Source organism: Streptococcus sp. LPB0220 (genome assembly GCF_008727815.1).
Taxonomy (GTDB): domain Bacteria; phylum Bacillota; class Bacilli; order Lactobacillales; family Streptococcaceae; genus Streptococcus.
Genome location: NZ_CP044230.1, coordinates 85,260 through 108,661, shown reverse-complemented (window position 1 = coordinate 108,661; position 23,402 = coordinate 85,260). Strand labels below are relative to the sequence as shown.

Here is a 23,402-nt window from a genome sequence, read left to right as displayed (position 1 = left end):
AGGATCTATGGATAAAGCTAAACGCTACTTGCTTCAAGCAAAAGAATATCTATCACATTTTAAGAAGATAGACAAAAAAGGAGGTCCACCAAAACTAAAAGTCACCAATAAAAAGACCGTCAATATTGCAGTCATAGGAGGAATTGCTTTCCTCCTATTTGTTGGCTTCTTGGGATCTATCCGTGCTATCACACTTTCAAATAAGGTAGGTACACTACAAGCTCAAGTGGAGGCTACTAAAAAACAAAAGGCACAACCAGTGGAGTCTAGTAGAAAATACGACTACAAACTCCAGTACTACTTGAACGACTATGTCTACGCTTATTTCACCCTTCCACAAGAAGGAGACAAACAACAAGCTCAAGTGGAATACTTAAACAGCTTTTACAACTTCATTCCTGATGTGAAAGCCCAAGGTCAAGTTCGAAATCCTAGTGAACTTCTCTATTCTCAGTTAGTGACTGTAGAAGGGAAGGTTGCGACCTATAAGATTAAATACAAGGAAAGTATCCATCGGGATAACAACACAGAAGAAAAAGAAATTGTGACAGGTTTCAATATTCCATTTGATGAAAAAGATGGAAAATATTACGTTTCTGGCCTTCCTTGGTTTTCTGCCATTGAATCCTCACAAGCTGGACACTTTAGCGAAGATGATAAGCTCCAATTAACTGCCAATGATCATTTTTCAGACAGTGAGCGAAAGAAGGTAGAAAAATTCCTCAAGGTCTTCTTTACCAACTATACTACTAACCAAGATAACCTTAATCTGATTGCTAAGGATGTGGATATCATCGCAAATAGCACTTTCAAAACGATCGACTACACTTATCTCAAACAGGACGGTGATGATTTAATCGCTTATGTCCAAGCTACCTTTGAAGTTGGAGGTACCACTCACTCGGAAAACTTCACCTTTACTCTCTCAGAAAAAGAAAAGACCTACTATGTCTCAAAACTAGAACACACCATTCCACTGAATTACGCAAATGATAAAGAATAGGAGAACTCTATGAATACAAACAATCTACGAACCTTCCTTCAGGGTGATGGAATTTGGATCCTGACAGCCATTGCCGTGCTCTTAGCGATCAAGGCTTGGCGGAACAGCTCTTGGCTTCAACTCTTCTCTGTCGTTGGTTTCTATGCCGTTATTGTTTCAATTGCGAAAGGACAAGATATCCTAAAAGCAGTCGGCTGGTTCCTACGACTCTTCGGTATTGAATCAGGACTTTAAGTATGAATGAAGAAAGACTTTATGATTACAGTAAGGGCCTAAATGCTCCTTATTGGATCCAAGAAATCAAGACAAAAAAGGGCACTCGACTATGGTACTTTGCGACACCTATGCAGTTGTCCTTTTTCATTGTTTTTATCATCGTCTTTGTGGCCATGTTACTCTTTGGAGGTTTTATCTTTGTGCCACTCGCAAAAATTACTCACTCAATTTCTCTCTTGCTCTATTGGTATCTCCCTTACAAATTGGCTAAATTCTATACTGAATACGAGCCTCACGGTAAAAAGATGCACGTCTTTATGGGAGATTACCTGATTTACTTCTGGGACTTTAAGCTAAACAAAAAAGCTATCTACCATGAAGATCGAATAGAACCTATAGAAGAAATTGTCTTTGAAAAAACAAATCTATAGAAAAGGAGGACCTATGAGTATTACTTTAACTTATCCTATAAGGGAAACACATGAAAATCTAGCTCTCAAAAAAGATCAAACAGTCGTTGCTTATTATCGTATTCCTAACACTCCCATCACCATTACAGATGATGAAAAAAAGGGCAAACATAAAATTACGGTTGCTCAAATGATGAAGAAGCTCCAGAAAAACAAGTTCTTTGAAATATCTCTGATCCCTAAAGACTATCTCTTAGAAGAGAAAATGCGAGACTTTTCAGATGCTCTAGCAGATGACAGTCGTGAACTAGGAGAAGAACTTCTTCTATACACAGTGGATCGCCTAACAGATGAAATGGAAATCCCTTATCAGTTTGACTGGGTCGTAGGAGTGACTTTACGCAAACAAAATCATGGAGCTACAGTCAAAGACTTGGCCTATGAGAGCTTTAATGAGTTCACTGAAAAGATCGCAAAGGGTCTTGGCTATGAATATGAATTAAGTCCCACTTGGTATGAAGACTATAAAAGTGATGAATTCACCATTTTCCAAGCCTTCTCTGTCCTTCGGGCAAAACGGTTATCTAATGAAGAACTCTTTTATTACCAGCGGATGCAGTACCTTCGCTATATCCCTCACTACAAGAAGGAGGTCCTGGCCAATCGTGCTCAATTCAATATCACAGATACCTTGATCAAAGTCCTAAAAGGTGGCTTTCTCAAGCTAGAAAGCCCTTATGGATCTTCCTTTGTAACTATTCTTCCTGTAGGTAAATTTCCTGTTCAATTCAATGGTTTTCACCTGGGCGAATTTATCCAACGCTTAAACTTTCCCGTTGAGCTACGAATCAAGGCAGAATTCATTGATACTGGTAAAATCAAGGGTCGAATGGGACGCTCGAATACACGTTACAGAAACATCATGGAAGAGGCAGAAAATACCGATACTGTCCAACAAGACGAGATCATCATGGGTTCTATCTCCCTAAAGGACTTAATGAAGAAAGTCGGAAACAAGGAAGATATCATCGAATACGGAGCCTATCTGATTGTTTCTGCTTCTAGTGTGAACCAACTACGACAAAGACGGCAAGTGGTTTTGAACTATTTTGATGATATGGGCGTTGAAATCAGTGAGGCCTCTCAAGACGGACCTTATCTCTTTCAAGCCCTGCTCTATGGGGAAAACCTCCAAAAGAAAACTCGCACCTGGACACATATGGTCACAGCTCGTGGATTTTCAGAACTTATGCCCTTCACCAATACCTCTTCTGGAAACCGTATCGGTTGGTATATTGGCCGAGTAGATAACTGGACAGGCCGTTGGGACAATATTGAGAAAGCTATTGATTCTTCAAAGAACATTGTCCTATACAATGCGACAGTAGGAAATAAGGAAGATATCGCTGGAAAGATTACCAAGAACCCGCATATCATCATCACGGGTGCAACAGGTCAAGGAAAATCTTTCCTTGCTCAGATCATCTTTTTAAGTGTGGCTTTACAAAATGTTAAAACCCTTTATATTGACCCTAAACGTGAACTTAGAAATCACTACCAAGAAGTGATTAACTCACCTGAATTTGCACGTCTCTATCCTGAACGAAAGAGACAGATTGAGAACTTTAACTTTGTGACACTGGATAGCTCGCTTCCATCAAACCACGGTGTCTTAGATCCTATTGTCGTTCTAGATAAAGAACAGGCTGTAGAGGTCGCAAAAAACATGCTTGAGTTTCTACTACAAGCTGTAGATGATGTCACAATGGACCAGAAAACAGCTATCACAGAAGCTATTAATGCAATTGTAGAAAAACGAGTCGCTGGTGAGAAAGTTGGCTTTAAACACGTCCTAAAAGTACTTAGAGAATCCACTTCCTCTGAAATTGCTTCGGTTGGTCGTTATCTGACTTCAATTGTCACAAACTCTATCTTGGAACTAGCCTTTTCAGATGGAACCACTCAAGGACTTAACTATGAATCACGGGTGACCATCCTTGAGGTCAACAACCTCAAGCTCCCAAAGGATGATTCCACAAAAATTTCAGATCATGAACGCAACTCTATTGCCCTCATGTTTGCGCTTGGTGCCTTCTGTACCCACTTTGGAGAACGAAATGAAAATGAAGATACCATTGAGTTCTTTGATGAAGCATGGATTCTTATGAAGTCCGCAGAAGGAAAAGCCGTTATCAAAAATATGCGTCGGATTGGACGCTCCAAAAACAATACCTTGGCACTGATTACTCAATCTGTACATGATGCAGAAAATGACGATGATACAACGGGGTTTGGGACTATCTTTGCTTTTTATGAAAAATCTGAACGTGAAGATATCCTAAAACACGTCAATCTAGAAGTCACTGAAAGCAATCTCGAATGGATTGATAATATGATCTCTGGCCAATGCCTGTACTATGACGTGTATGGCAATCTCAATATGATTTCCGTACATAACATCTTTGAAGATATTGATATGCTTCTAAAACCAATGAAAGCTACGGTATCATCAAGCCTTGAAAATAAATACGCTAGTTAGGAGGTGAATCCATGCAAGAAGCTTTTGACAAACTAAGAGGAGTCGATATCTTCTCTCTCAAGTCCTATATGGAGCCTACTGGGTTCGCTTCCTTTAACGGGGCTTGGGTTCTGATTAATGAGCTTTTCGTCAACTTCTTCTTTTTCATTCTAAATGCAGTGGTAGGCTTCTTTTCTTTGCTGATTCGAATTCTTGAAAAAATTGATCTCTACTCTAGCTATAAAAACTATGTCTTTAATGGAGCAATGAATATCTGGAAAGGATTTATCGGTTCAAATTCTGGTGGAGTCGCAAAACAATCACTCGTTTCGATGTTGCTTCTAATACTAGCTTTCTATCTCTTTTATCAGTTTTTCTTTTCGAAAGGAGCTTTTTCAAGAACTCTCCTTCATGTCTTTCTAGTTCTCATCCTTGGATTTGGTTACTTTGGAACAATCGCTGGAACATCAGGTGGTCTGTATCTACTTGATACTATCAATAATATCTCTAAAGATGTCACTAAAAACATCACGAATATCAAGGTAGAATATGGCAATAATAAATCCATTAAAATTGGTGATTCCATGGCAGATAGCTATATTGCAGAAACATCTTATAAAGCTTACGTTTTTGTCAATACAGGTCAAGAAAATGGAAAATATAAGAATAGCCAAGATGGGAAACAAGAAACTTTTGACGATAGTAAGGTACTAGGAACAGGCGATAAGAATGGAAACTTTAAAGCGGTTAAGTCTAAAGATCGCAATAAATATCTAGATGAACTAGGAAATGGAGCTAATGATGATGGTGAAAAGAACCGTTGGGTTTCAGCTATGCCAGATTTCATCTTTACTCGTATGTTTTATGTGATCTTTAAAATCTGTGAAGCCTTTGTATTAGCGATACCCGTTATCTTGATTCAGATGTTAAACGTCATTGCTCAGACACTCGTCCTGATGATGATCCTGCTCTTTCCAATTGTGCTATTGATGTCCTTCGTACCAAGAATGCAAGATTTGATTTTTGGAGTTCTGAAAGTCATGTTTGGTGGTCTGCTTTTTCCAGCTATCACGAGTCTATTAACTCTTTTAGTCTTCTACATTGAAAAAATGATAGAAAACATTGTTATTACAGGTTTTGATGGCATTCTTAAAACACTCCCATCCTTAATCATTTTTGGCCTTGTCTTTAAACTACTCATTTCAGTTGTCTCAAAAGGACTTGTATACTTCCTTCTATGGAAATACAAAGCTGAGTTGATCCAATTCATTCTAGGATCTAAAGCACGAATGGTTGCGAATGATATTGGAAATAAAGTTGAAAAAGGGGTCACAAAGACCAGAGAGGTGGCTTCACAAGTACCATCGAGAAGTCTTTCATCTGCTCAACATCTTGGGAACTTTGCCTTAGCAGGTGCTGGTTTCGGAGCTGGGATGATGATGAATGCCAAGAGTCATTTCCAAAATGTTGGTTCTTTCTTTACCAATAAGGAATCAGAGCACCAACCTGATGAAGTGCTCCCATCAGAAACACTTGAGACTTCAATAAGTCCAGATGCTCCAGAACCAAGCATTCCAAAAACAAAGGCAACGCTAGAAGGGGTTAAACCAGTTGAAGAAAAAACACCACCAACTCCTTCAATGGAATCCCCAATCACAGTAGAGCCAACACCAAGTTCAAACGAGGAATTTCAAACTCTTAAAGAAGAGTGGATTTCTCCATTTAAACAGCTCCGCATTAATAGTATTGAGCACAAATTAGAGGAATATAAAGATCCTCAAGCCATGTACAAAGCTAAAGGATCGAATGCTTTCACTCGTGCTTATAGAAAGACTATGACACGAGATGATAAATTGAGAGCCAATATTGAACGAAGAGACCGATTAACAGAACGCTTAAAACAACTTAGAGGAGAATGATATGAATACCAAGATACGCTCAAGAACTGCTTTTCCAAGAGTTCTTGAAGAAACTCTTTATCAAGCCTACCAAGAAGGAAAACGCTCAATCGATTTCCTTCTTTTGTTTCCAGTCTCAGAACAAGAAAGAGACCAAATCATCCTACAGACTAAGTCCTATTCAGTCGTCTTAGATGCAAAATGGCGTTTTGGGACTGTTCTGTTCACTGCTTATATAAGACATTAACTAGAAAGGAGATTCGATGAAAAAACTAAAATGGTTTCTATTAGCCGGTCTCATTCCTCTCTTTCTACCGGTCCTCATTATCATTATCCTTATGGGGGCTGTCGGAGGTGGTGGAACGAATGGCTCACCCCAATCCCAAAATGGAGTGACTTATGCGGATCACTGGTCAGATGGAGATCCCTATACTCACAACCTACTGGTTCATCGCTTCGGTATTACAGCAGAGCAATTAGACGGCTTTTTAGATACGTTAGGAATCTCCTATGATAAGAACCGAATTAATGGAAAAAAGCTCCTCGAATGGGAAGCTAAATCTAATCTTGATGTTCGTGGAATCGTTGCGATCGCACTGAATGAAAGTTCTCTTGGAACTGCTGGAGTAGCCACTAATCCTGGTGCCAATATGTTTGGTTTTGGGGCCTATGACTCCAATCCAGAATATGCCAATAACTTTAATGACGAGGTTGCGGTTGTCGGACTAACCCAACAAACCATCATTGGAAATAAAAACCAAACCTTCAAAATTCAAGATGACAAGGCTAAAAAGTTTGCGAATGGAACACTCAATCCAGCAACTGATGGTGGAGTCTATTTCACAGATACCACAGGATCAGGAAAAAGACGTGCAGAAACCATGCAAAAACTGGATGCCTTCATTGATGAACATGGAGGAACTCCAAAAGCTCCTGAACAAACTACAGGAAAAACTAGAGATGGTGGAGGGGTAACTTCAAAAGATATCCCTGTTGGCTACAGTCTGACAACAGCTATTGATACCACAGGATATATCACTAGTACATATCCTTGGGGACAATGTACCTGGTATGTCTTCAACCGTGGAAAACAAGTCGGAGTCAACTTTGATCCATTTATGGGAAATGGCGGACAATGGATGAATAAGCCAGGATTCACAACAACCCATACACCAACAGAACACTCTGCACTATCATTTAGCCCTGGCCAAGCTGGAGCTGATCCAATATACGGACATGTTTCATTTGTGGAACAGGTCAAATCAGATGGTTCAATTCTCGTCTCAGAGTGTAATGTTAAAGGATTGGGGATCATTAGTTACCGGACATTTGATGCGGAAACTGCCAAACAATTTACCTATGTAATAGGACATTAGAAAGGATAATTATATGGATACACTACAACAAGTAAAACTAGATAAAATTGAAAATCTTCTTCAAGTATTGGTGAACCTTCTTGACAAAAAAAGCAACTCCAATCACTTGGAAATTATAACTCAAAAAGAAGTTCTAAAAGAATTGAATATATCACCTAACACACTGAAAAGTTGGGAAAGAAAAGGACTAGCTCGTCTGGAGCCACCTATTGAAGGAACGAGAACAGTCTACTATAAACGGCATGACATCATTAAATTTCTATCAACTTAATAGTAAAGCAGAACTGCAACAAACAACTCATGAATATGCTAAAATAATATCATCTTAAAAGAAGGTGATATTATTTTAGCCTTTTAAATATCCGAATCAAGAGGCGATATGAATAAAGAAACCATTCAATACAACAATAAAAAAGTTATAAAAATTACCAAGCAGAACGGTGAAATAAGCTATTCAATCAAAGGTGTTTATATCGGAACAGACATTAAGACTGGTAAGCGAATTACAAGAACAATCACTGCTAAAACATTAAAAGCTCTAGATAGAAAAATTATTGAATCCAAAATTCAATTTGAAAAATCTGGGTCAACTACTAAAGAAACTATCCAAATCGGTAATTTTGAAAGTTTAGCTGAAATTTGGTTCAGCCATTTTAAAACTTGGGTATCTTCGCAAAATACAATAAATCGCGTTCGAGGGTACTTAGATACTTACATCATTCCACAATTTGGCGATTATAGACCAGAGCAGATCGAAGCATCAGATATCCAATTATGGCTAAATCAATTAGCCAAAAAAGCCAAACAAGCAATTGAATCTGGGAAAAAACGTGCCCCGAAAGGCAGTGCAAAAGATTTTGGTGCAATGGCACATAAAATGAGTGATATTTTTGATTTTGGAATAACAAATTGCGGTTTAAAAAACAATCCTGCAAAGACAATCAAGATACCACCAAAACCCAAAGCTATTAAAGAACGTATCATGGTCCTTCATGATGAGGATTTAAAACTTTGGTTAACTTACCTTGACACACTACCAAACACGAGAGCAAATCGGCGGTTTAAAATCATTTGTAATACATTACTGGCTTCAGCACTACGAATCAATGAACTATTAGCTTTAGAAATTACTGATCTTGATTTTGAAACTAATGAAATCATTGTCAATAAAACTTTAATGTGGAAAAGTGCTAATAAAAAATTGAACCAAAAAGGAGGGATCATTTGTAAGAATTCTCCTAAAACTGATGCCGGTAATCGTAGAGTTGCTGTTCCAATATCAACTTTAGAAGGACTAAGAGAATTTCATCAAGAAATGAGTCTCTACTTTGAAGAACATCATTTACCAAGATCCAAATTGATATTTCCAACGATTTATGGAAATTATATGTGTGATAGAAATGAGCGTGCAACTCTAAAAAAACGACTGATCGAATTAGGACTACCAAATTATGGGTTTCACCTATTCCGACATACACATGCCTCTATGATGCTCAATGCCGGAACTAACTGGAAAGAGCTACAACATAGGATGGGACATAAGTCTATTACCACAACTATGGATACATATGCTGAACTAGCACCAAAGAAAAAATTCGAAGCAGTTGATATTTTTCTGGATAAATTACAAGAACTCACGGATTAATACAATCACTACCTTTATCACTACCTTTTTACTTCAAAAGCCTGTACTCCTTGATTTGACAAGGATTACAGATTGATTATTTAACCCTTACAGAAGTTAAATAATTGAGTTTAAAAAGTCGTTGAAAATCAATTTCAACGACTTTTTTCTTTTTGCCAAATGCGAACTATTGCACTAAAAACCAACCGAATCACTACCTTTTTCACTACTTTTTTTGAAATAAAAATAAAGATTCGGACAATTAAAAGCAAGAGAAACTTCACGATAAGGTTTCTCTTTTTCCTATGTATACTCCGACATCTATTTATTCTTATCATTGTGTTATAATAGAGTGAATTATATATTCACGCAATAGTGCTTTAAAAATTCCATCAAAAAGTTCCAATTAAATCTGCCTGTTTTATCTTTCACAATTAAAAGTCCTACAAGCTTTTAAATCGAATTTTGATGGAAAATATTCGCGTGATTTTCGCGTGATTTTCGCACGACGGTTTAAGATGACATCTTAGAAAGACTATGAAATCAAGGATTAGTAGTTATCTATCAAATTTATTTTTTCGCGTGATAATCGTAAAAAACTTTAAGAAATATTGTATTTTAGGAAAGGGAAAAAATGAACTTAATTTTTGAAGGGGTTGATTTAGAATACAAAAAAGCTGAAAATAGTCTACCAAAATCTTTCTGGGAAACCTACTCAGCATTTGCAAATACCAATGGCGGAAAAATAATTCTCGGAATAGATGAAAAAAATATCGACCCCTACCAAGGAGTCAATAATCCTCAAAAAATACGAAACAATTTATTTGCTTTGGTTGCAAACAAACAAAAAGTTAGTTGTAATCTACTTACTGATAATGACATTGAATACATTGACATTCCAAACAAAGATAAACAACTCATAGTAGTCACTGTAAGAGAAGCCAACCCTGACCAAAAACCTGTTCATCTAAAAAATGATTATCGTGAATCATATAAAAGATTAGGTGAAGGTGATGTTCGACTTGACAAAGAAGAGCTCAAGTATCTGATGACGAGTTCTCATGATGATATTGATAGTGAGTTACTTAATAATTTTGATGAAAACGACCTAAATTTAGATACAATAGAACATTACAAAAAGTTATTAATTGAACTTACTGGAAACACAAAATATAATAGCATTTCTTTGAGAGATTTTCTAATCGAAATTGGTGTATTTAAAAAAGATAGAACAAATAATACATATAAATTAACCGCAGGAGGACTGATATTCTTTGGAAAGTATAACTCTATCATTTCTCGTTATCCAAAATTTCAACTAGACTATTTTGAAAAAGATACCTCTCTTTCAACTAGGTGGAACGATAGAATTTCAACAGGTGATATGATGTACCCTGATTTAAACATGTTCGACTTTTTCAATTTAGCATATAAGAAATTAACTACTACAACAAATGATAGATTTGAGTTTAATAACGAATCTGCTCATCGTTTACCATTCAAGAAAGACCTATCTGAATCTATACGTGAAGCTTTAGTAAATTGCTTAATGCATGCTTACTATGATTTTGATTCTCCTATAGTTATTACGGCTTATCAAGACTTCTATGAATTTAAAAATCCAGGTAAGATGAAAATTTCTATTCCTGAATTTATACATGGCGGAACTTCCAAAACGCGAAACAGTACAATCTCTTCATTATTCCGTAGAATTGGGATGTCAGAAAAAGCTGGGTCAGGCGGACCGAAAATTTTTGATATTTCCGAAAAATATAAACTAAAAATTCCTGAAGTAAGCACTACCTTTGATAGTACTGTTGTTACAATCTGGAAAGTAGATTTATTATCTTCTTATTCAGACATATCAGATAATGAAAAGATAATACTTGAATATATCATAAAAAATGGTAGCATTACTAAAAATGATGTCCTCGAAAATTCTTTAATGACCGAATATAAATTTAGAGAAAACCTGAAATCTCTACAAAATAAAAAGTATATTGAGATAGAAGGTAAGGGACGCTCTACAAGATATGTTCTCCCCAAAAGTTCAACCGAACAATACCATATTATTAAACAACAAATCAAAAATCTTGGAGATTTCATGACTATGTATTAAACATTAAACCTGTTCAAAAACTAATGTTTATCCTTTATCTTACTTTTCCAAAATTTTCAGAATCTAAAATGCAGACTTAACAAGCCTGCATTTTTGGGCTCTATAATTTCTGTAGTGAGTAAAACTACCATAGGAATTATGGAATCCATAATAAGACCTCTTAAATAGATTTTGGGTATTTACCATGTCTACTTAAGAGGTCTCATATCAGAATGTGAATTAGAGTGTTTCTTTTGCTGTAAGTAATGGAAAATTACTCTCAATAGTATTTTAAAATAATCTTTTTATTCTTGAGGGTAACTAAACAAATTAGAAACGCAAAGATAAACAGGTTAAACTACCATCGATTTTCTTAAATTCGTCTGTATTAACGACTTTTACAGGGTAACCTAGATTTTTTATATGTTCTAATGTTTTTGGGTATCCAGCAGGAACTAACACTGTGCCATTTATATACAAACTATTAATTGCATATAATTCCTCTTTAGGAACTACAAATCTATTAAATTCTCTGAACTCGGGAACTTCATTCATTTTTGCACTAACCAACATATTGTTATTTTCTAGATAAATCACAAAATCTTTCAAATGCAAACCTTCTGTCACTGGTATTGTGGAAGAAGTGTAACCGAATTGAGAAACTATTTCACCAAATTGTTTAGCACCTTCTTTATTGGTACGATCAGATAAACCTACATAGAAATGTTTTCCTACAAGCATTACATCTCCACCTTCCATCGTTCCTGGGGATTCAATGTGAAAGATTTGTTCGTCAGCGTAGAATTTCTTTATAGCAGGTTCAATTTCAAATTTTTCACCGTTCCTCGATTCTCTTGGGGAATTAGTAATAATTGCACATTCTTTCATTACTACTGCTGGATCTTCAACAAAACATGAATCTGGGTATTCCTCTAAAGCTTCAAGAACCAGTGCTTTTACTCCTAAACTTTCAATTGCATCAACATATTCTTGGTGCTGACTAATTGCTTTTTCATATATAGGCTTATCGTCACTGAACATTCCTGTACTAATTCCTTCAAGCATTGCTTTACATGGTTTTCTAGCAATAATATTCTCATATTTTATCATATTACTTCCTCCAGCAATCATATTCTTCTAAATATATTCTTTTTCAACATACTCAGATTGGCTTAACATCAATAGATTTTCATACATTACATGGAAACTAACAATATCTCCTAATTCGTAACAATGTTCGCTTTCAGTAATATCTAATATCGTATGGTCGCTACTACCACCAATTACTTCAATGTTTGAGTCTAATGGCCGAAGATGTAAACAATCTCCTAAATCTTGCCTTCCAACCGCTATCAGAGCTCTGCGACGAATACCTTTGTCTTCATATTCCTTCTTGTTTCCAAATGCATCAACTGCAATTGTACCAATTGGATGACTTGGTTTGTTTTTCAATTCAACAATTTCCGCCTGTAGCGTAAATGCTTCATCTTCATCAGGAAATACCTTATAATCAAAGCAATCATCCAAATCACTAATATACAACGCATCCCCAACTCTTAGCTGCGTGATACCCTCTGGCATAGATCCCTTTGCAACTAAAGGTAAACTAGTTGAAGCACCCCCAGAAACAACCTCAATCCTACGTCCAATTGCTTTACTAACTTTTTCAGCCTTTGAAATCAGTTCCATCATTTTTTCTGGGGTAGGCATAATTGAGCCATAACACCCTAGATTTGTTCCAACGCCTAATAAATGTAAGTTTTTTAATTCTTGTTCAACAGTACGTGTTGTATTCAGCAATTCCTCTTCGTCAAAAATTCCCTCACGCAAATCACCACATTCAGTCATAATAATCACATTATGAATTTTATTTTGCTCTGAAGCAGCCCGGTTTAATTCTTTTAAAATCTCTAACGAAGAATTCAAGCTAATATCTGCACAAGAAACTAATTCATCAACTTCACTAAGCATTGGTATACGTAAGTCGTAAGTAAGAATATTTGGATTAATCTCTTTTACTCTTTTCAATTGAGATAGTCGCGAAGAAGCCAACGTTTTAAAACCTGCATCTATTAATGTCTTAATAATTTCTTCAAGTCCGTTAATTCCTTTTATTACACCAACAACCTCAATTCCAATATCATTACACATGTCTAATACATTTTTGGCATTATGTTTTAACTTTTTCTTATCAATAACAAACTTTGGATAACCCACGTTGTTCACCTCAAATCTATTATTATTATTTTTTACATGGTAGATAAATCAATTGTACCGTTAAAAATCAGGACTAGACTGACAATTGCCAAGGCTACTATTACTAGGGCAATAATTTTTTCGATATTAGTGAGGAATTTCTTATTATTTTCTTTACGAGCCAAATAGTAAACAATCATACAAGGGGCGAAAAGAAGTGCTGTAATAATAATATACTTCCAGCCTGTTGAATACATCAAATATCCCATTGCAATAGTTGAAATACAACCAAGCAAAGCATTCAATTTAAAACCGTTATCAAACCTGATTGATTTTTTAATCATAGTCAAACTAACTGTGAAATATGGAACCAACATTGTACTTGAAGCAAATAAAGCCATAACATTATAAATTGATTCATTGATTATAATGGTAATGAAAAATGCTTGTTGAATAATTGTGGATACCAGTAATGAATTTGTTGGTTGCCCAACAGTATTTTCAACACCAAAGAATTTAGGGACAATTTCATGCTTCGCTGCAACATCTAAAATTTCACCAGCAAATAAACAACATCCGAACCAACATCCCATTGCTGAAAGTGCAATACCTAGGTTCATTAGAATTGCTCCCCATTTGCCTACGACTGCCTCTAATATGCCACCTAATGCAGGTACTTCCATTTTTGAAACTTGCACTTGTGAAAGTACTCCAAAGGTTAAGAAGGTCAGCAAGAGATACGTCACTGCAATTACAATATAAGAAATCACAATTGCTTTTGATGCATCTGATTTCGATTTCGCACGTGCAGAATAGATTAATGCCCCTTCAATACCAACATACACCCAAATAGTTGAACTCATAGCTGTTCCAATTTGACCATTTATAGATGAAGGTAAATCATTTGAAGCAAAAGCGTTTTCCCACAGTCCAGAGTTAAATACATCTACCTTAAATGCCATCAATAAAGCTATAATAAATACTACAATTGGAATCATTTTTGCAAACCAAATAACAGTATTAACTAATGAAGCGTTTCTCGCTCCTGACGCACATATATAGTAGAAGACCCATAAAATAACTGATAACAGAATTAAAGAAGGGATATTATTTCCCCCACGAAACATTGGAATAAAATATCCAAGAGAACTTACCGAAAGTACTCCTAATGAAATATTACCTACAACAATAGATAGCCAATATCCTACACAAGATAAAAATCCAATAAACTTTCCAAATCCTTGTTCTGGAAAACTAAAAATTCCTGCGTCTAAATCTGGATAGTGATCTTGTAGATATTTCAAACAGTAAACGAAAACAGCAAAGGCAATACTTGCAAATACTAGTGCAATTAAAGCAGGGCCTGGAGCTACAGATTTTGCTAAATCACGTGGTAAATTAAAAACCCCTGCACCTATTACCGTAGTAACTGTTAAAGCAACTAAGCCGAGTAGACTAACATTTTGTTGGACAGTATTTTTCTCAGTCATATAACTATCCTCCCCATAAAAATTAAATTATTTTTTAAATATGATGGGAAAAAGAAAATCTTTATCCCATCATATATATTGTTTTATTAAAAACGTAATGAAAGACAGCTCAAACCACCATCAATTTTACGATATTCAGAGGTATCGACAACAAGAACATCATATCCTAAATGTTCAACGGCAGATTGAACCTTAGGATATCCGGCTGGAACAATAACAGTTCCATTAACCCATATACAGTTTGCGGCATATGCTTCATCAGAATCAACAACTATCTTATTAAATGATTCAAATAAAGGATTATCAACAAATTCACCAGCAACCAATAAATTATTATCCTCTAAATAATTGACTCCTGTCTTAAGATGCAATACTTCTTCCAACGGGACTTGAATGACCGTTTTACCATATCCCTCTAATATTTCTTTCATCTGTGCAAAACCTTCATCATTTGTACGGGCTGATTTCCCAACATAGAAGGTATCGCCAACCATCATAATATCGCCAGGTTCAACCATTCCTGGAGCTTTAATTTCATGAACATTTGAATAAAAACTAGATAGCAGTTTACGGAAGTCTTCTAGTTGAGTCTCATTTCGACGAGTATCCGCACCTGGTCTGGAAATTATAGCACATTTATCTGTACAGAGTGCAGTATCTTCCATAAAACATGAATCTGGAAAATCGTCATTTGGTGGTAACACATTAATTTTGACTCCACATTTAGTTAAAGCTTCAACATAATGTTCATGCTGAACTAATGCACTTTCATAAACAGGTTTTCCAAGTTCTGGATTAGAAGTAATACCTTCACTAATTCCTCTTCCAGGAATACGAACAATTACATTCTTAAAGCGTTTCATAAATTACACCTCTCTAATATATCCTGTAAAGTCTGAGTGATACAACCGAAAACATGCCCCATTGTGTATGCGCTTACATTTTTGTGGAGGAAATAACAATGGGACATATAATGGACGCCATCTTTACTTTGAGCAACTATTGAAATACAATAAAACTAAGTTCATTGCACATCATTTTTCCTGTTTTACATGAAAATGTTAACAATATTGTTTCCGAGATTATTCCTTTCTAGTTAACAATTCATGTTCTATTTCTATTCTACCACTTAATTGTTGCATGTCAATATTAGCACTTTGAAACTAGTTTCAAAAACATATAATATCAAGTATTTTGGTATTTCAAAATAGAAAGTTGATATCGGTTGATATCTATATAGAAGTTAAATAATTGAGTAAACAAAAGCCTTTGAAATCAACATTTCAAAGGCTTTTTTCTTTTTGTTCATTTGTGTACATTGCAATATAAATCAATCGAATCACTACTTTTTTCTTCTCGAATTTGATTAATCTTATTAAGGTAAATGTCAACTGCTTCAGATTTATCAAGAGCGTATGTTTAGATGTAATCTAATCTATTCTTATGAAAACAAGCAAAAACAACCGGAAAAGAAACAGTTCACGACTGCTTCTTCTCTGGTTGCTTTTTAAACTAACAATCTTTCCGACTTAATTGACAAGAATATAGGATCGGAATGAGAACAATGGTGAGGATGACCAGCACCAGTACATAAGAAAACGCGAATTGAAGGCCTGCTTCAAGTAGAAGGATCAACCCTCCGAGGACCCACAACTTCCCTGCCAAGCGATGGGTTTTGTGCCAGTTATCTTCACTCTGTAAGGTCCAAGGCAGACGGATCCCAACCGTGTGATTCACTTTCAACTTAGGCATGTAATTGCCCATGATCACAAAGATGAGGCCTAGCAAAACCGAAACAACAATAGAGGGATTGGTCGTAGAGCCTAGCGCCTTGCTATAGATGAGATAGGAAATACTTAAGGAAACGATTGGGGTCAACCAGTAAATCGCTCTGATCATTTTTTCATTCATAGCGCTATTCTTAGAATCGCGACCGATCATAAAGATCATAAACAGATGCACCATGAGATCGAAAATAGGAAGACCAAACACAACCAGGGGTTTCGATTGGAAGTTATTGGGCTGGCCAGCAAAATTGAAGTGAATCGGGATTTGGTTAGGTAATTGCGACCAAATCATCAGCCCCCAAAGCATGGGGAAAAGGATCACCATAGAAGTTAATAGCAATAGTTTTTTATTCGTTTTCATCAGTAGAGTCTCCTTTCAAATCAACGAGCCAGACCATTAAATCCTCCAAGACAGAAGTATTGAGTTCATAGTAGATAAAATTCTTTTCTTTTTCCTCTCGAATTAAATCTGCCTGCTTGAGGAGGCTTAAATGATGGGAAATGGTCGCCCCTGCCACATCAAAGTGGCTAGCGATATCTCCAGCAGATAATTTTCCCGCCTTTAGCAGTTCTAAGATACTTCTTCTTATCGGATTTGATAAAGCTTTAAATGTTTGCGCAAAATTCATTCTCTATCTCCTCTAATCTATTTAGATTTCTTTCTAAATAGATTGTACAACTCCACTATCATTTTGTCAACTCTATTTAGAAAAAAATCTAAATAGCTTCTGTTGTAAAATTTATCAGACCTAAGACCGATTCTTATAGACAGTGTCTTTTCTTAAGTTTTCTTTAAGAAATGAGCCTTATAATAAAACCATCAAATGAAGACCTCCTAACTTTGTTTGATAGAAAATCCTAAACTTTTTCATAATAATCTCCCTATAAGGGCCACCAAAACCGGTGGCTTTTTTCTACGTACCTTTACGAGCATCGGCGAGTTTAGGTACGTTGACGCAGTTTGAGCAAAGCGAAAACTACGATCTTTAAAAAATTAATGAGGTGAACTCAGAGAGTTCAACCGAATTTAGAGATATTGATGCAGTTTGAGCGAAGCGAAAACTACGATCCTTATTCTCTTTACGAACGTTTATGAATTTAGGTACGTTGACGCAGTTCGAACGACAGTGAGAACTACTGTCCTTTTCCGAAAATATTTTTAGCCTGACTTGAAAAGAGCCTCTACAAAAACCTGGATCATCGATCAGGATTTCTGTAGGGGCTCTTCATCTTTTATCTTTTTGACATTACATATCTTTGTGGATGCGATAGGTATTGTAAGCAGTAACTACATTAGCAACGGCGCTGACCCTTGAGCTACGTGCGATATCGGCTTGTAGGGCATTGGCTTCTTCTTGCAGATTGACTTGCGTTTCTTGGAATTGTTGCATTTCAAGCAGATTATAGGCTTCTGGCAAGGTAGAGGCACGGCCTTCTGCAATTAAGTTATATAGTCGGAAGAGGTCGTGGTAATTGTAAAATTTTTGTGGGAAACCTTGCATCCCTTGTTGGTAGGCTGGTTGGCTGATTTCCTGGTTATAAAGAGCCCGGGCATTGGCAAGAGCCTGCTTGGCTGGGGCTACAAATACAAAATATTTGATCGCAATCAACCCACCCATCAATCCGAGCATCAGTAGAAAACCGTGCATCAGGTGACTTTGTTCTAAGAGAAAAATCGTAAAAGCAAAAAGAAGATTGAGGGCCAGTGTGACCGTAATTGGCCCATTGAGTCTCTTCGCTGCTTGATTTAATCGGTTTTGTTGCCGTTGAACTTCATCCCAAGCAACTGCTGCAGGGGCCGTTAGCACGCGCTTTTCATCTAATAGTTGTAAAATTTCTTGTGTCGTCATTGTAAATCTCCTTTTGTTATAAGCTTATCTTCTAGAATTGACCTTATTTTATCAAAAATCCCTCCCTAAAAAAGGGCCATGTAAACTATAGTTTCATTTTTCTTAAAAATCGAAGAATTTCTAGTTTTTTTGTCAAAAATTAAACTCTGAGTTTAATTCCAGCCTTTTTTGAGGTATACTAATGGTATGCTAATTGAAAGGAAGCCCCCCTATGTCCTCATCTTCTCCATTTGGTCCAACATTCCGTAAAATTCGTGAAGCACGCGGTCTTTCTCTAAAAGAAGTCGCTGCAGATATTGTCTCTCCTCAGTTCCTCAGCCAATTTGAGCGTTCTCAAAAAGGAGTGACCATCGAGACCTTCTCTCGCCTCTTGCTGTCTATGGGGGTGGATTGGGACACCTTTTTGTCCCATTATCCTGGCTTAACTATTCAAAATTTCAGCCCCATTTTGATGAAACATATCAATCAAGAAAACATGGATTTTCTGTCCATTATTGAGCGCTTAAAGCACGAAAAATCACCTGTTGCCGAGGAGAACAAAGAGCTCTGGCAACTCTATTTGCGTTCGCTTGAAATCAATGTCAATAACGCGATGGGAAAAGAAATCCACCTGGAGGACGCACCTGTCTCGATTCAACGAATCGCTCAAGAAGTGCCGTTTGCCTATCAAAATGAAATTGAGCAAGACTTCACCATTGCCCTTTTATCTGTCTTGCCCTATGAAGTCGTCGCTAAGATTCGAAAAGAATCCTTGGAACTTTTTGAAAGCAGTTATTCTGCCTACTCTGCCAATGCGTTGGCCTCTTTGCTGTTAAATCTGGCCAACTATCTTATTAAAAAAGAACTCTACCTAGAAGCTCTGAATTTTCTTCAATCAATTAACCAGCTTCGCAAGCGCAAACCGATTTTAAACACCAGTATTTCCATGCAGTTAGAATTTATGCAGGTCTATGCCCTCCTTGGCTTAAATGACAAGGAAGGGGTTTACCGTGCCAAGCAGGTCCTAAAAGCCCTGGAAGGTTTGATTGCACTCGAAAATTTCGGAAGCCCGCTTATTCAAATCAAGACAAAATTCATGTTGCGGGTCAATGAACTCAACAAAACTGGCATTGATTTCTTCAGTGAGTAAAGGCATCTCAGACTTCAGACCGATTCTTTCGATCAGCGCCTTTTCTTAAGTTTTCTTTAAGCAAACCGCCTTATAATAAAACCATCAAATAAAGACCTCCTAACTTTGTTTGATAGAAAATCCTAAACTTTTTCATAATAATCTCCCTATAAGAGCCACCAAAACCGGTGGCTTTTTCTACGTACCTTAGTGAACGTTAGTGAACTTAGCTACGTTGATGCAGTTCGAACGCTAGTGAGAACTACGGTCCTTATAAAACTGAGCGAGGTGAACTCAGAAAGTTCAACCGAATTTAGAGATATTGATGCAGTTCGAACGGTAGTGAGAACTACGTTCCTTATTCCTTTAGCGAACGTTAGTGAGCTTAGGTACGTTGACGAAGTTCGAACGGCAGTGAAAACTACGTTCCTTCTCCTTCATTTGTACAAATACTCCAATTTATACTCGATCTGTGTTATAATGAAGAGAATTTTTGTCTGAGGAGGATTTATGAAAAAAACACATTCTAAGCTATTCATCCCGGGCATCATTATGCTTGGGATTGTTTTACGAACACCATTTACTACGCTTCCGACGGTCTTGTCTGACATCGCAGCTGGTTTGGGGGTGGATGTGAGCTCTCTGGGACTATTGACTAGCTTGCCACTTCTTACCTTTGCCATTTTCTCACCTTTTGCGATTCAGTTTGCTCAAAAATTAGGAATTGAGCGTCTCTTCTTTCTTGTTTTGATCGCAATGACGATCGGATCTGCCATTCGGATTATCAATCTTCCCTTTCTCTATCTGGGGACCATCTTAATTGGAGCAAGTATTGCCTTTCTCAATGTTCTGCTTCCAAGCTTGATTCAGGTCAATCGGCCTAAGCAACTCGGTGTGCTAACGACTCTCTACATCACCTCTATGGGGATGTCCACAGCAATCGCTTCTTCTGTAGCGGTTCCTATTACCAAAGCTACGTCTTGGCAAGGTCTAGTGACCCTTTTGACCGCCCTGTGTGCTCTTGCTTTGGTCATCTGGATTCCTAACCTTCGCTACAACCACCGACTCAAAAAGGCTGCTACTACGGAATCTAGTAGCAAGTGGTACACCAATAAATATGTCTGGGCTATCATGATTTTCGGAGGATTGCAGTCACTACTTTTCTATACAAGTATGACTTGGCTTCCGACCATGGCTGTTCAAGCTGGCCTTTCAAAGGTTGAATCTGGACTACTTGCCTCAGTGTTCACCTTAATCAGTCTCCCATTCTCCTTGACGATCCCAAGCTTAACCACACGGTTATCCGATCGCAACCGACGCTTGATGCTTGCCATTGTTGTCGGAGCAGGAATTTTAGGGGTAGCCATGCTCTTAATCCCGACTAGCAACTTCTTCTACTGGCTGGTCATCAATGCCCTGATAGGAAGTTCCGTTAGTTCGCTCTTTCCTTACCTCATGGTCGCTTTCTCCATGAAATCCAGTACACCTGAAAAGACAGCTCAACTTTCTGGTCTTGCCCAAACAGGAGGCTACGTCTTTGCAGCATTTGGTCCCATTCTCTTCGGCTACAGCAAGTCTCTCTTCCACTCTTGGACACCAGCTATCCTCATGCTACTGGTCTTAACCATTATCATGGCGATTGCCCTTTATCAGGTGGAAAAAGTCGATCATATTTTATAACTATTGACCGGCTGGAAGATTCGTCTTCCGGCTTTTTTTGTGTGCACAAAAAAAGAACTAGGCTCTAGGCCTAGTTCAATGTTTCTGGATTGAATTTTAATTATTCGTAAAATGAGATATGTACGTGATCATAGTGGTTTGCTGTATCTCCACCACGGTCAGGCATTTGGTTCCAAGTGTTAGCTGGTCCGTACATATTGTCTACTGACATGTAGAATTGTTGTTTCCAGATAACATATGAAATACCTGCACGGTCCATGTTATCAATCGCATATTGTGCCACTTGATCTCCAAGTTGTGAACTGGTTGGGACCATTACGTCCACTGCAAGTCCTTTACCATGATCGTCTGGATCCCCTTCGCGGTAACCACCAATGTTTGTGATACCAAATTTTGCAGCGATTTCTTGACGGAAAGCTTCTGCTTGTGGTTGAAGGTGTGGATCATTTGGAATCGTATTTCCGCTCGTTGAGGTTTCTGCTACTGGTTGCACTTCTGGTGCTGCGACAGTTTCTGCTGCCGGAGCTTCGTCTGCAGGAGCTGGTGTTTCAGCAGGAGCTTCTGGTTGAGTTGCTGGAGCTTCAGGAGCAGAAACTGAGGCTGTTTCTGGGTTTTGAGTTGCAACATTGGGAGCTGGAGCACCGTAGCTTGGTGTTTCTGGAACAGCCGGTTGTGCTGGTGTTTCTGCTGCTGGTACTTCAACTACAGGAGCTTCCGCTGGAGCTTCTTGAGCTTCCGCTGCTGGAGCTACTGGAACAGCTTTGTTATCTTCGTTTACTGGTTTAGACAAATCGTTGACAGCGACTGTTTGGTCATCAACTGTCACTTGGTTTGTTGTCAAGTCAGCACTTGCAACGGTTGCATCTGTCGTACCTGCTTGAGGAGTTTGGATTTCAACTGAAGTTACTTCTTTTTGATCATTTACTGTTGTTTTCAAAACAGTACCTGGGTAGATCAAATCCATGTTGCTGATGTTGTTCAAGTTTGCCAACACATGAACATCGATTCCAAGGGCTTCTGCGATCGAACTCAATGTATCACCATATTTGATGGTATAAGTTTGTTGGTTTTCACCGCTTTGTTGGATATCATGTTTGATTTCATCTACTGAGCGAGCTACCCAATCTTCAAGTGTTTCTGCAGTGGCTTTTGTAAAGGGAATCACTGCAAGAGCTACTGTTGAAGCGATCAAGGCTTTCGTATTAACTTTTAATTTCATCTTTTATCCTCTTTTTTCTTTGTTTTTTTGCTCAAGATTTTCTTGGACAAATTAACTACCATACTATCTTATCACAATTTAAAAATAATAAAAGGCCTTTTTGGCTATTTAACAAAACTGTATTTTTCTTGTAACATTTCGTCTTTCTTGTCACATTGTTACAAACTAGTAACATAAAAATAGGGTGCTGGAAGAAGAGTACGAGGGTGCAAAAGAACCTCATCTAGGAATGGTTTCTTGATGAGGTTCTTGTCTTTTTTAAGTAATTGAACACAGCTTTTTACGGCTTTGTATCTTGATGCATCTTATTTTACCTTCATGATTCTGACGAGGTTGGCGCGTTCGGCTTCTTCGAGTTTCATTTCGATATAATAGATAGTCTCTTTGAGGTCTGGGATGGTCGCATACTCCAGTCCATTCACTCGACGGCGAGTTTTCTCGATTTCATCTGCCATGAGTTGGCAACTTTTTTCGATTTCCGCTAATTTGAGCAAATCTGGGAGGAGATCTCCCATTTCTTGAATGGTGCTGTCCATTTGACTGTTAGAGGCGAGATAGCTATAGACCACGTCCCCTTCATCATCTCCGTATGGATTATCGATACGAGCATGGAGCTTGGGCACGCGCACACTCATGACATTTTCTTCCTCAATGTGTAGCATCACTTCTCGAGTGGGAACAGCGAAGATTTCTTCCACCATGAGGTCGCTCTCTAAGGACTTGGCCATCACGAAATCTTGCATATTGTCCACAAGCGCCGCCTCTACCTTTTGGCGCAGGCGATTATTCTCACGAACAGCTTCAATAAAGCGACGCATGAGTTCATCTCGCTTGTCCTTGAGCAACTTATGGCCTCGGGTTGCTGTCTTGAGGCGCTCTTTGAGAATATTGAGCTCCATCCGAGTTGGTTTTACATTTAATCGTGCCAT

The 23,402-nt window shown here is 37.6% G+C and carries 21 protein-coding genes; 12 read left to right on the top strand and 9 right to left on the bottom strand.

The genetic code is table 11. The annotated features are described in order from the left end of the window. Nucleotides 1–7: 7 nt before the first annotated feature. From LPB220_RS00605 to LPB220_RS00560, 10 genes are all read left to right on the top strand, one after another. Nucleotides 8–1,003, top strand: a complete 996-nt coding sequence (locus LPB220_RS00605; protein ID WP_150905045.1) for a conjugal transfer protein — start codon at nt 8–10, stop codon at nt 1,001–1,003. Between the two features lie 9 nt (nt 1,004–1,012). Continuing rightward, on the top strand, nt 1,013–1,237 hold the full coding sequence (locus LPB220_RS00600) for a TcpD family membrane protein (protein ID WP_001095596.1): 225 nt from the start codon (nt 1,013–1,015) through the stop codon (nt 1,235–1,237). Between the two features lie 2 nt (nt 1,238–1,239). Then, on the top strand, nt 1,240–1,650 hold the full coding sequence (locus tag LPB220_RS00595) for a conjugal transfer protein (protein ID WP_150905043.1): 411 nt from the start codon (nt 1,240–1,242) through the stop codon (nt 1,648–1,650). Between the two features lie 13 nt (nt 1,651–1,663). Further along, nucleotides 1,664–4,168: an ATP-binding protein gene (locus LPB220_RS00590; protein WP_150905041.1), complete on the top strand. Its 2,505-nt coding sequence runs from the start codon at nt 1,664–1,666 to the stop codon at nt 4,166–4,168. An 11-nt stretch (nt 4,169–4,179) separates the two neighbouring features. After that, nucleotides 4,180–6,066, top strand: coding sequence for a multidrug effflux MFS transporter (locus LPB220_RS00585; protein WP_150905039.1), 1,887 nt, complete (start codon nt 4,180–4,182; stop codon nt 6,064–6,066). A gap of 1 nt (nt 6,067) precedes the next feature. Further along, on the top strand, nt 6,068–6,292 hold the full coding sequence (locus LPB220_RS00580; protein WP_006152844.1) for a hypothetical protein: 225 nt from the start codon (nt 6,068–6,070) through the stop codon (nt 6,290–6,292). A gap of 16 nt (nt 6,293–6,308) precedes the next feature. Then, nucleotides 6,309–7,421, top strand: a complete 1,113-nt coding sequence (locus LPB220_RS00575) for a CHAP domain-containing protein (RefSeq protein ID WP_150905037.1) — start codon at nt 6,309–6,311, stop codon at nt 7,419–7,421. Between the two features lie 13 nt (nt 7,422–7,434). Further along, a complete protein-coding gene (locus LPB220_RS00570) occupies nt 7,435–7,692 on the top strand; it encodes a MerR family transcriptional regulator (protein WP_006149329.1) in 258 nt (85 codons plus the stop codon). 108 nt (nt 7,693–7,800) lie between these two features. Beyond that, nucleotides 7,801–9,066, top strand: coding sequence for a tyrosine-type recombinase/integrase (locus LPB220_RS00565; protein ID WP_150905035.1), 1,266 nt, complete (start codon nt 7,801–7,803; stop codon nt 9,064–9,066). Between the two features lie 613 nt (nt 9,067–9,679). Next, nucleotides 9,680–11,164: an RNA-binding domain-containing protein gene (locus LPB220_RS00560; RefSeq protein WP_150905032.1), complete on the top strand. Its 1,485-nt coding sequence runs from the start codon at nt 9,680–9,682 to the stop codon at nt 11,162–11,164. A 309-nt stretch (nt 11,165–11,473) separates the two neighbouring features. On the opposite strand, the gene LPB220_RS00555 is transcribed toward LPB220_RS00560, so the two are convergent. The 7 genes from LPB220_RS00555 to LPB220_RS00525 form a co-directional block, all read right to left on the bottom strand. After that, nucleotides 11,474–12,253 carry a dimethylarginine dimethylaminohydrolase family protein gene (locus tag LPB220_RS00555; RefSeq protein ID WP_150905030.1) on the bottom strand — a complete coding sequence of 260 codons (780 nt, stop codon included), beginning with the start codon at nt 12,251–12,253 and terminating at the stop codon, nt 11,474–11,476. Nucleotides 12,254–12,280: 27 nt separating this feature from the next. Continuing rightward, nucleotides 12,281–13,360, bottom strand: a complete 1,080-nt coding sequence (locus LPB220_RS00550; RefSeq protein ID WP_150905028.1) for an alanine/ornithine racemase family PLP-dependent enzyme — start codon at nt 13,358–13,360, stop codon at nt 12,281–12,283. Nucleotides 13,361–13,392: 32 nt separating this feature from the next. Next, nucleotides 13,393–14,829 carry an amino acid permease gene (locus tag LPB220_RS00545; RefSeq protein WP_150905026.1) on the bottom strand — a complete coding sequence of 479 codons (1,437 nt, stop codon included), beginning with the start codon at nt 14,827–14,829 and terminating at the stop codon, nt 13,393–13,395. 86 nt (nt 14,830–14,915) lie between these two features. Beyond that, nucleotides 14,916–15,692, bottom strand: coding sequence for a dimethylarginine dimethylaminohydrolase family protein (locus LPB220_RS00540; protein WP_150905024.1), 777 nt, complete (start codon nt 15,690–15,692; stop codon nt 14,916–14,918). A gap of 649 nt (nt 15,693–16,341) precedes the next feature. Beyond that, complete coding sequence (locus LPB220_RS00535; protein WP_150905023.1) at nt 16,342–16,977, bottom strand: SdpI family protein; 636 nt, start codon at nt 16,975–16,977, stop codon at nt 16,342–16,344. After that, nucleotides 16,964–17,245 carry an autorepressor SdpR family transcription factor gene (locus LPB220_RS00530; RefSeq protein WP_031572731.1) on the bottom strand — a complete coding sequence of 94 codons (282 nt, stop codon included), beginning with the start codon at nt 17,243–17,245 and terminating at the stop codon, nt 16,964–16,966. Before LPB220_RS00530 ends, LPB220_RS00535 begins: the two co-directional genes overlap by 14 nt. Nucleotides 17,246–17,863: 618 nt before the next feature. After that, complete coding sequence (locus LPB220_RS00525; protein ID WP_150905022.1) at nt 17,864–18,466, bottom strand: hypothetical protein; 603 nt, start codon at nt 18,464–18,466, stop codon at nt 17,864–17,866. Between the two features lie 211 nt (nt 18,467–18,677). Here LPB220_RS00525 and LPB220_RS00520 point away from each other — a divergent pair, with 211 nt between their 5' ends. Beyond that, a complete protein-coding gene (locus LPB220_RS00520; RefSeq protein WP_049472646.1) occupies nt 18,678–19,595 on the top strand; it encodes a helix-turn-helix domain-containing protein in 918 nt (305 codons plus the stop codon). Nucleotides 19,596–20,084: 489 nt separating this feature from the next. After that, nucleotides 20,085–21,254, top strand: coding sequence for a CynX/NimT family MFS transporter (locus LPB220_RS00515; RefSeq protein ID WP_150905021.1), 1,170 nt, complete (start codon nt 20,085–20,087; stop codon nt 21,252–21,254). A 100-nt stretch (nt 21,255–21,354) separates the two neighbouring features. Here the strand turns inward: LPB220_RS00515 and LPB220_RS00510 are convergent, their stop codons facing one another. Beyond that, nucleotides 21,355–22,473: a LysM peptidoglycan-binding domain-containing protein gene (locus tag LPB220_RS00510; RefSeq protein ID WP_150905020.1), complete on the bottom strand. Its 1,119-nt coding sequence runs from the start codon at nt 22,471–22,473 to the stop codon at nt 21,355–21,357. A gap of 305 nt (nt 22,474–22,778) precedes the next feature. Then, nucleotides 22,779–23,402 carry a V-type ATP synthase subunit D gene (locus tag LPB220_RS00505; protein WP_070666698.1) on the bottom strand — a complete coding sequence of 208 codons (624 nt, stop codon included), beginning with the start codon at nt 23,400–23,402 and terminating at the stop codon, nt 22,779–22,781.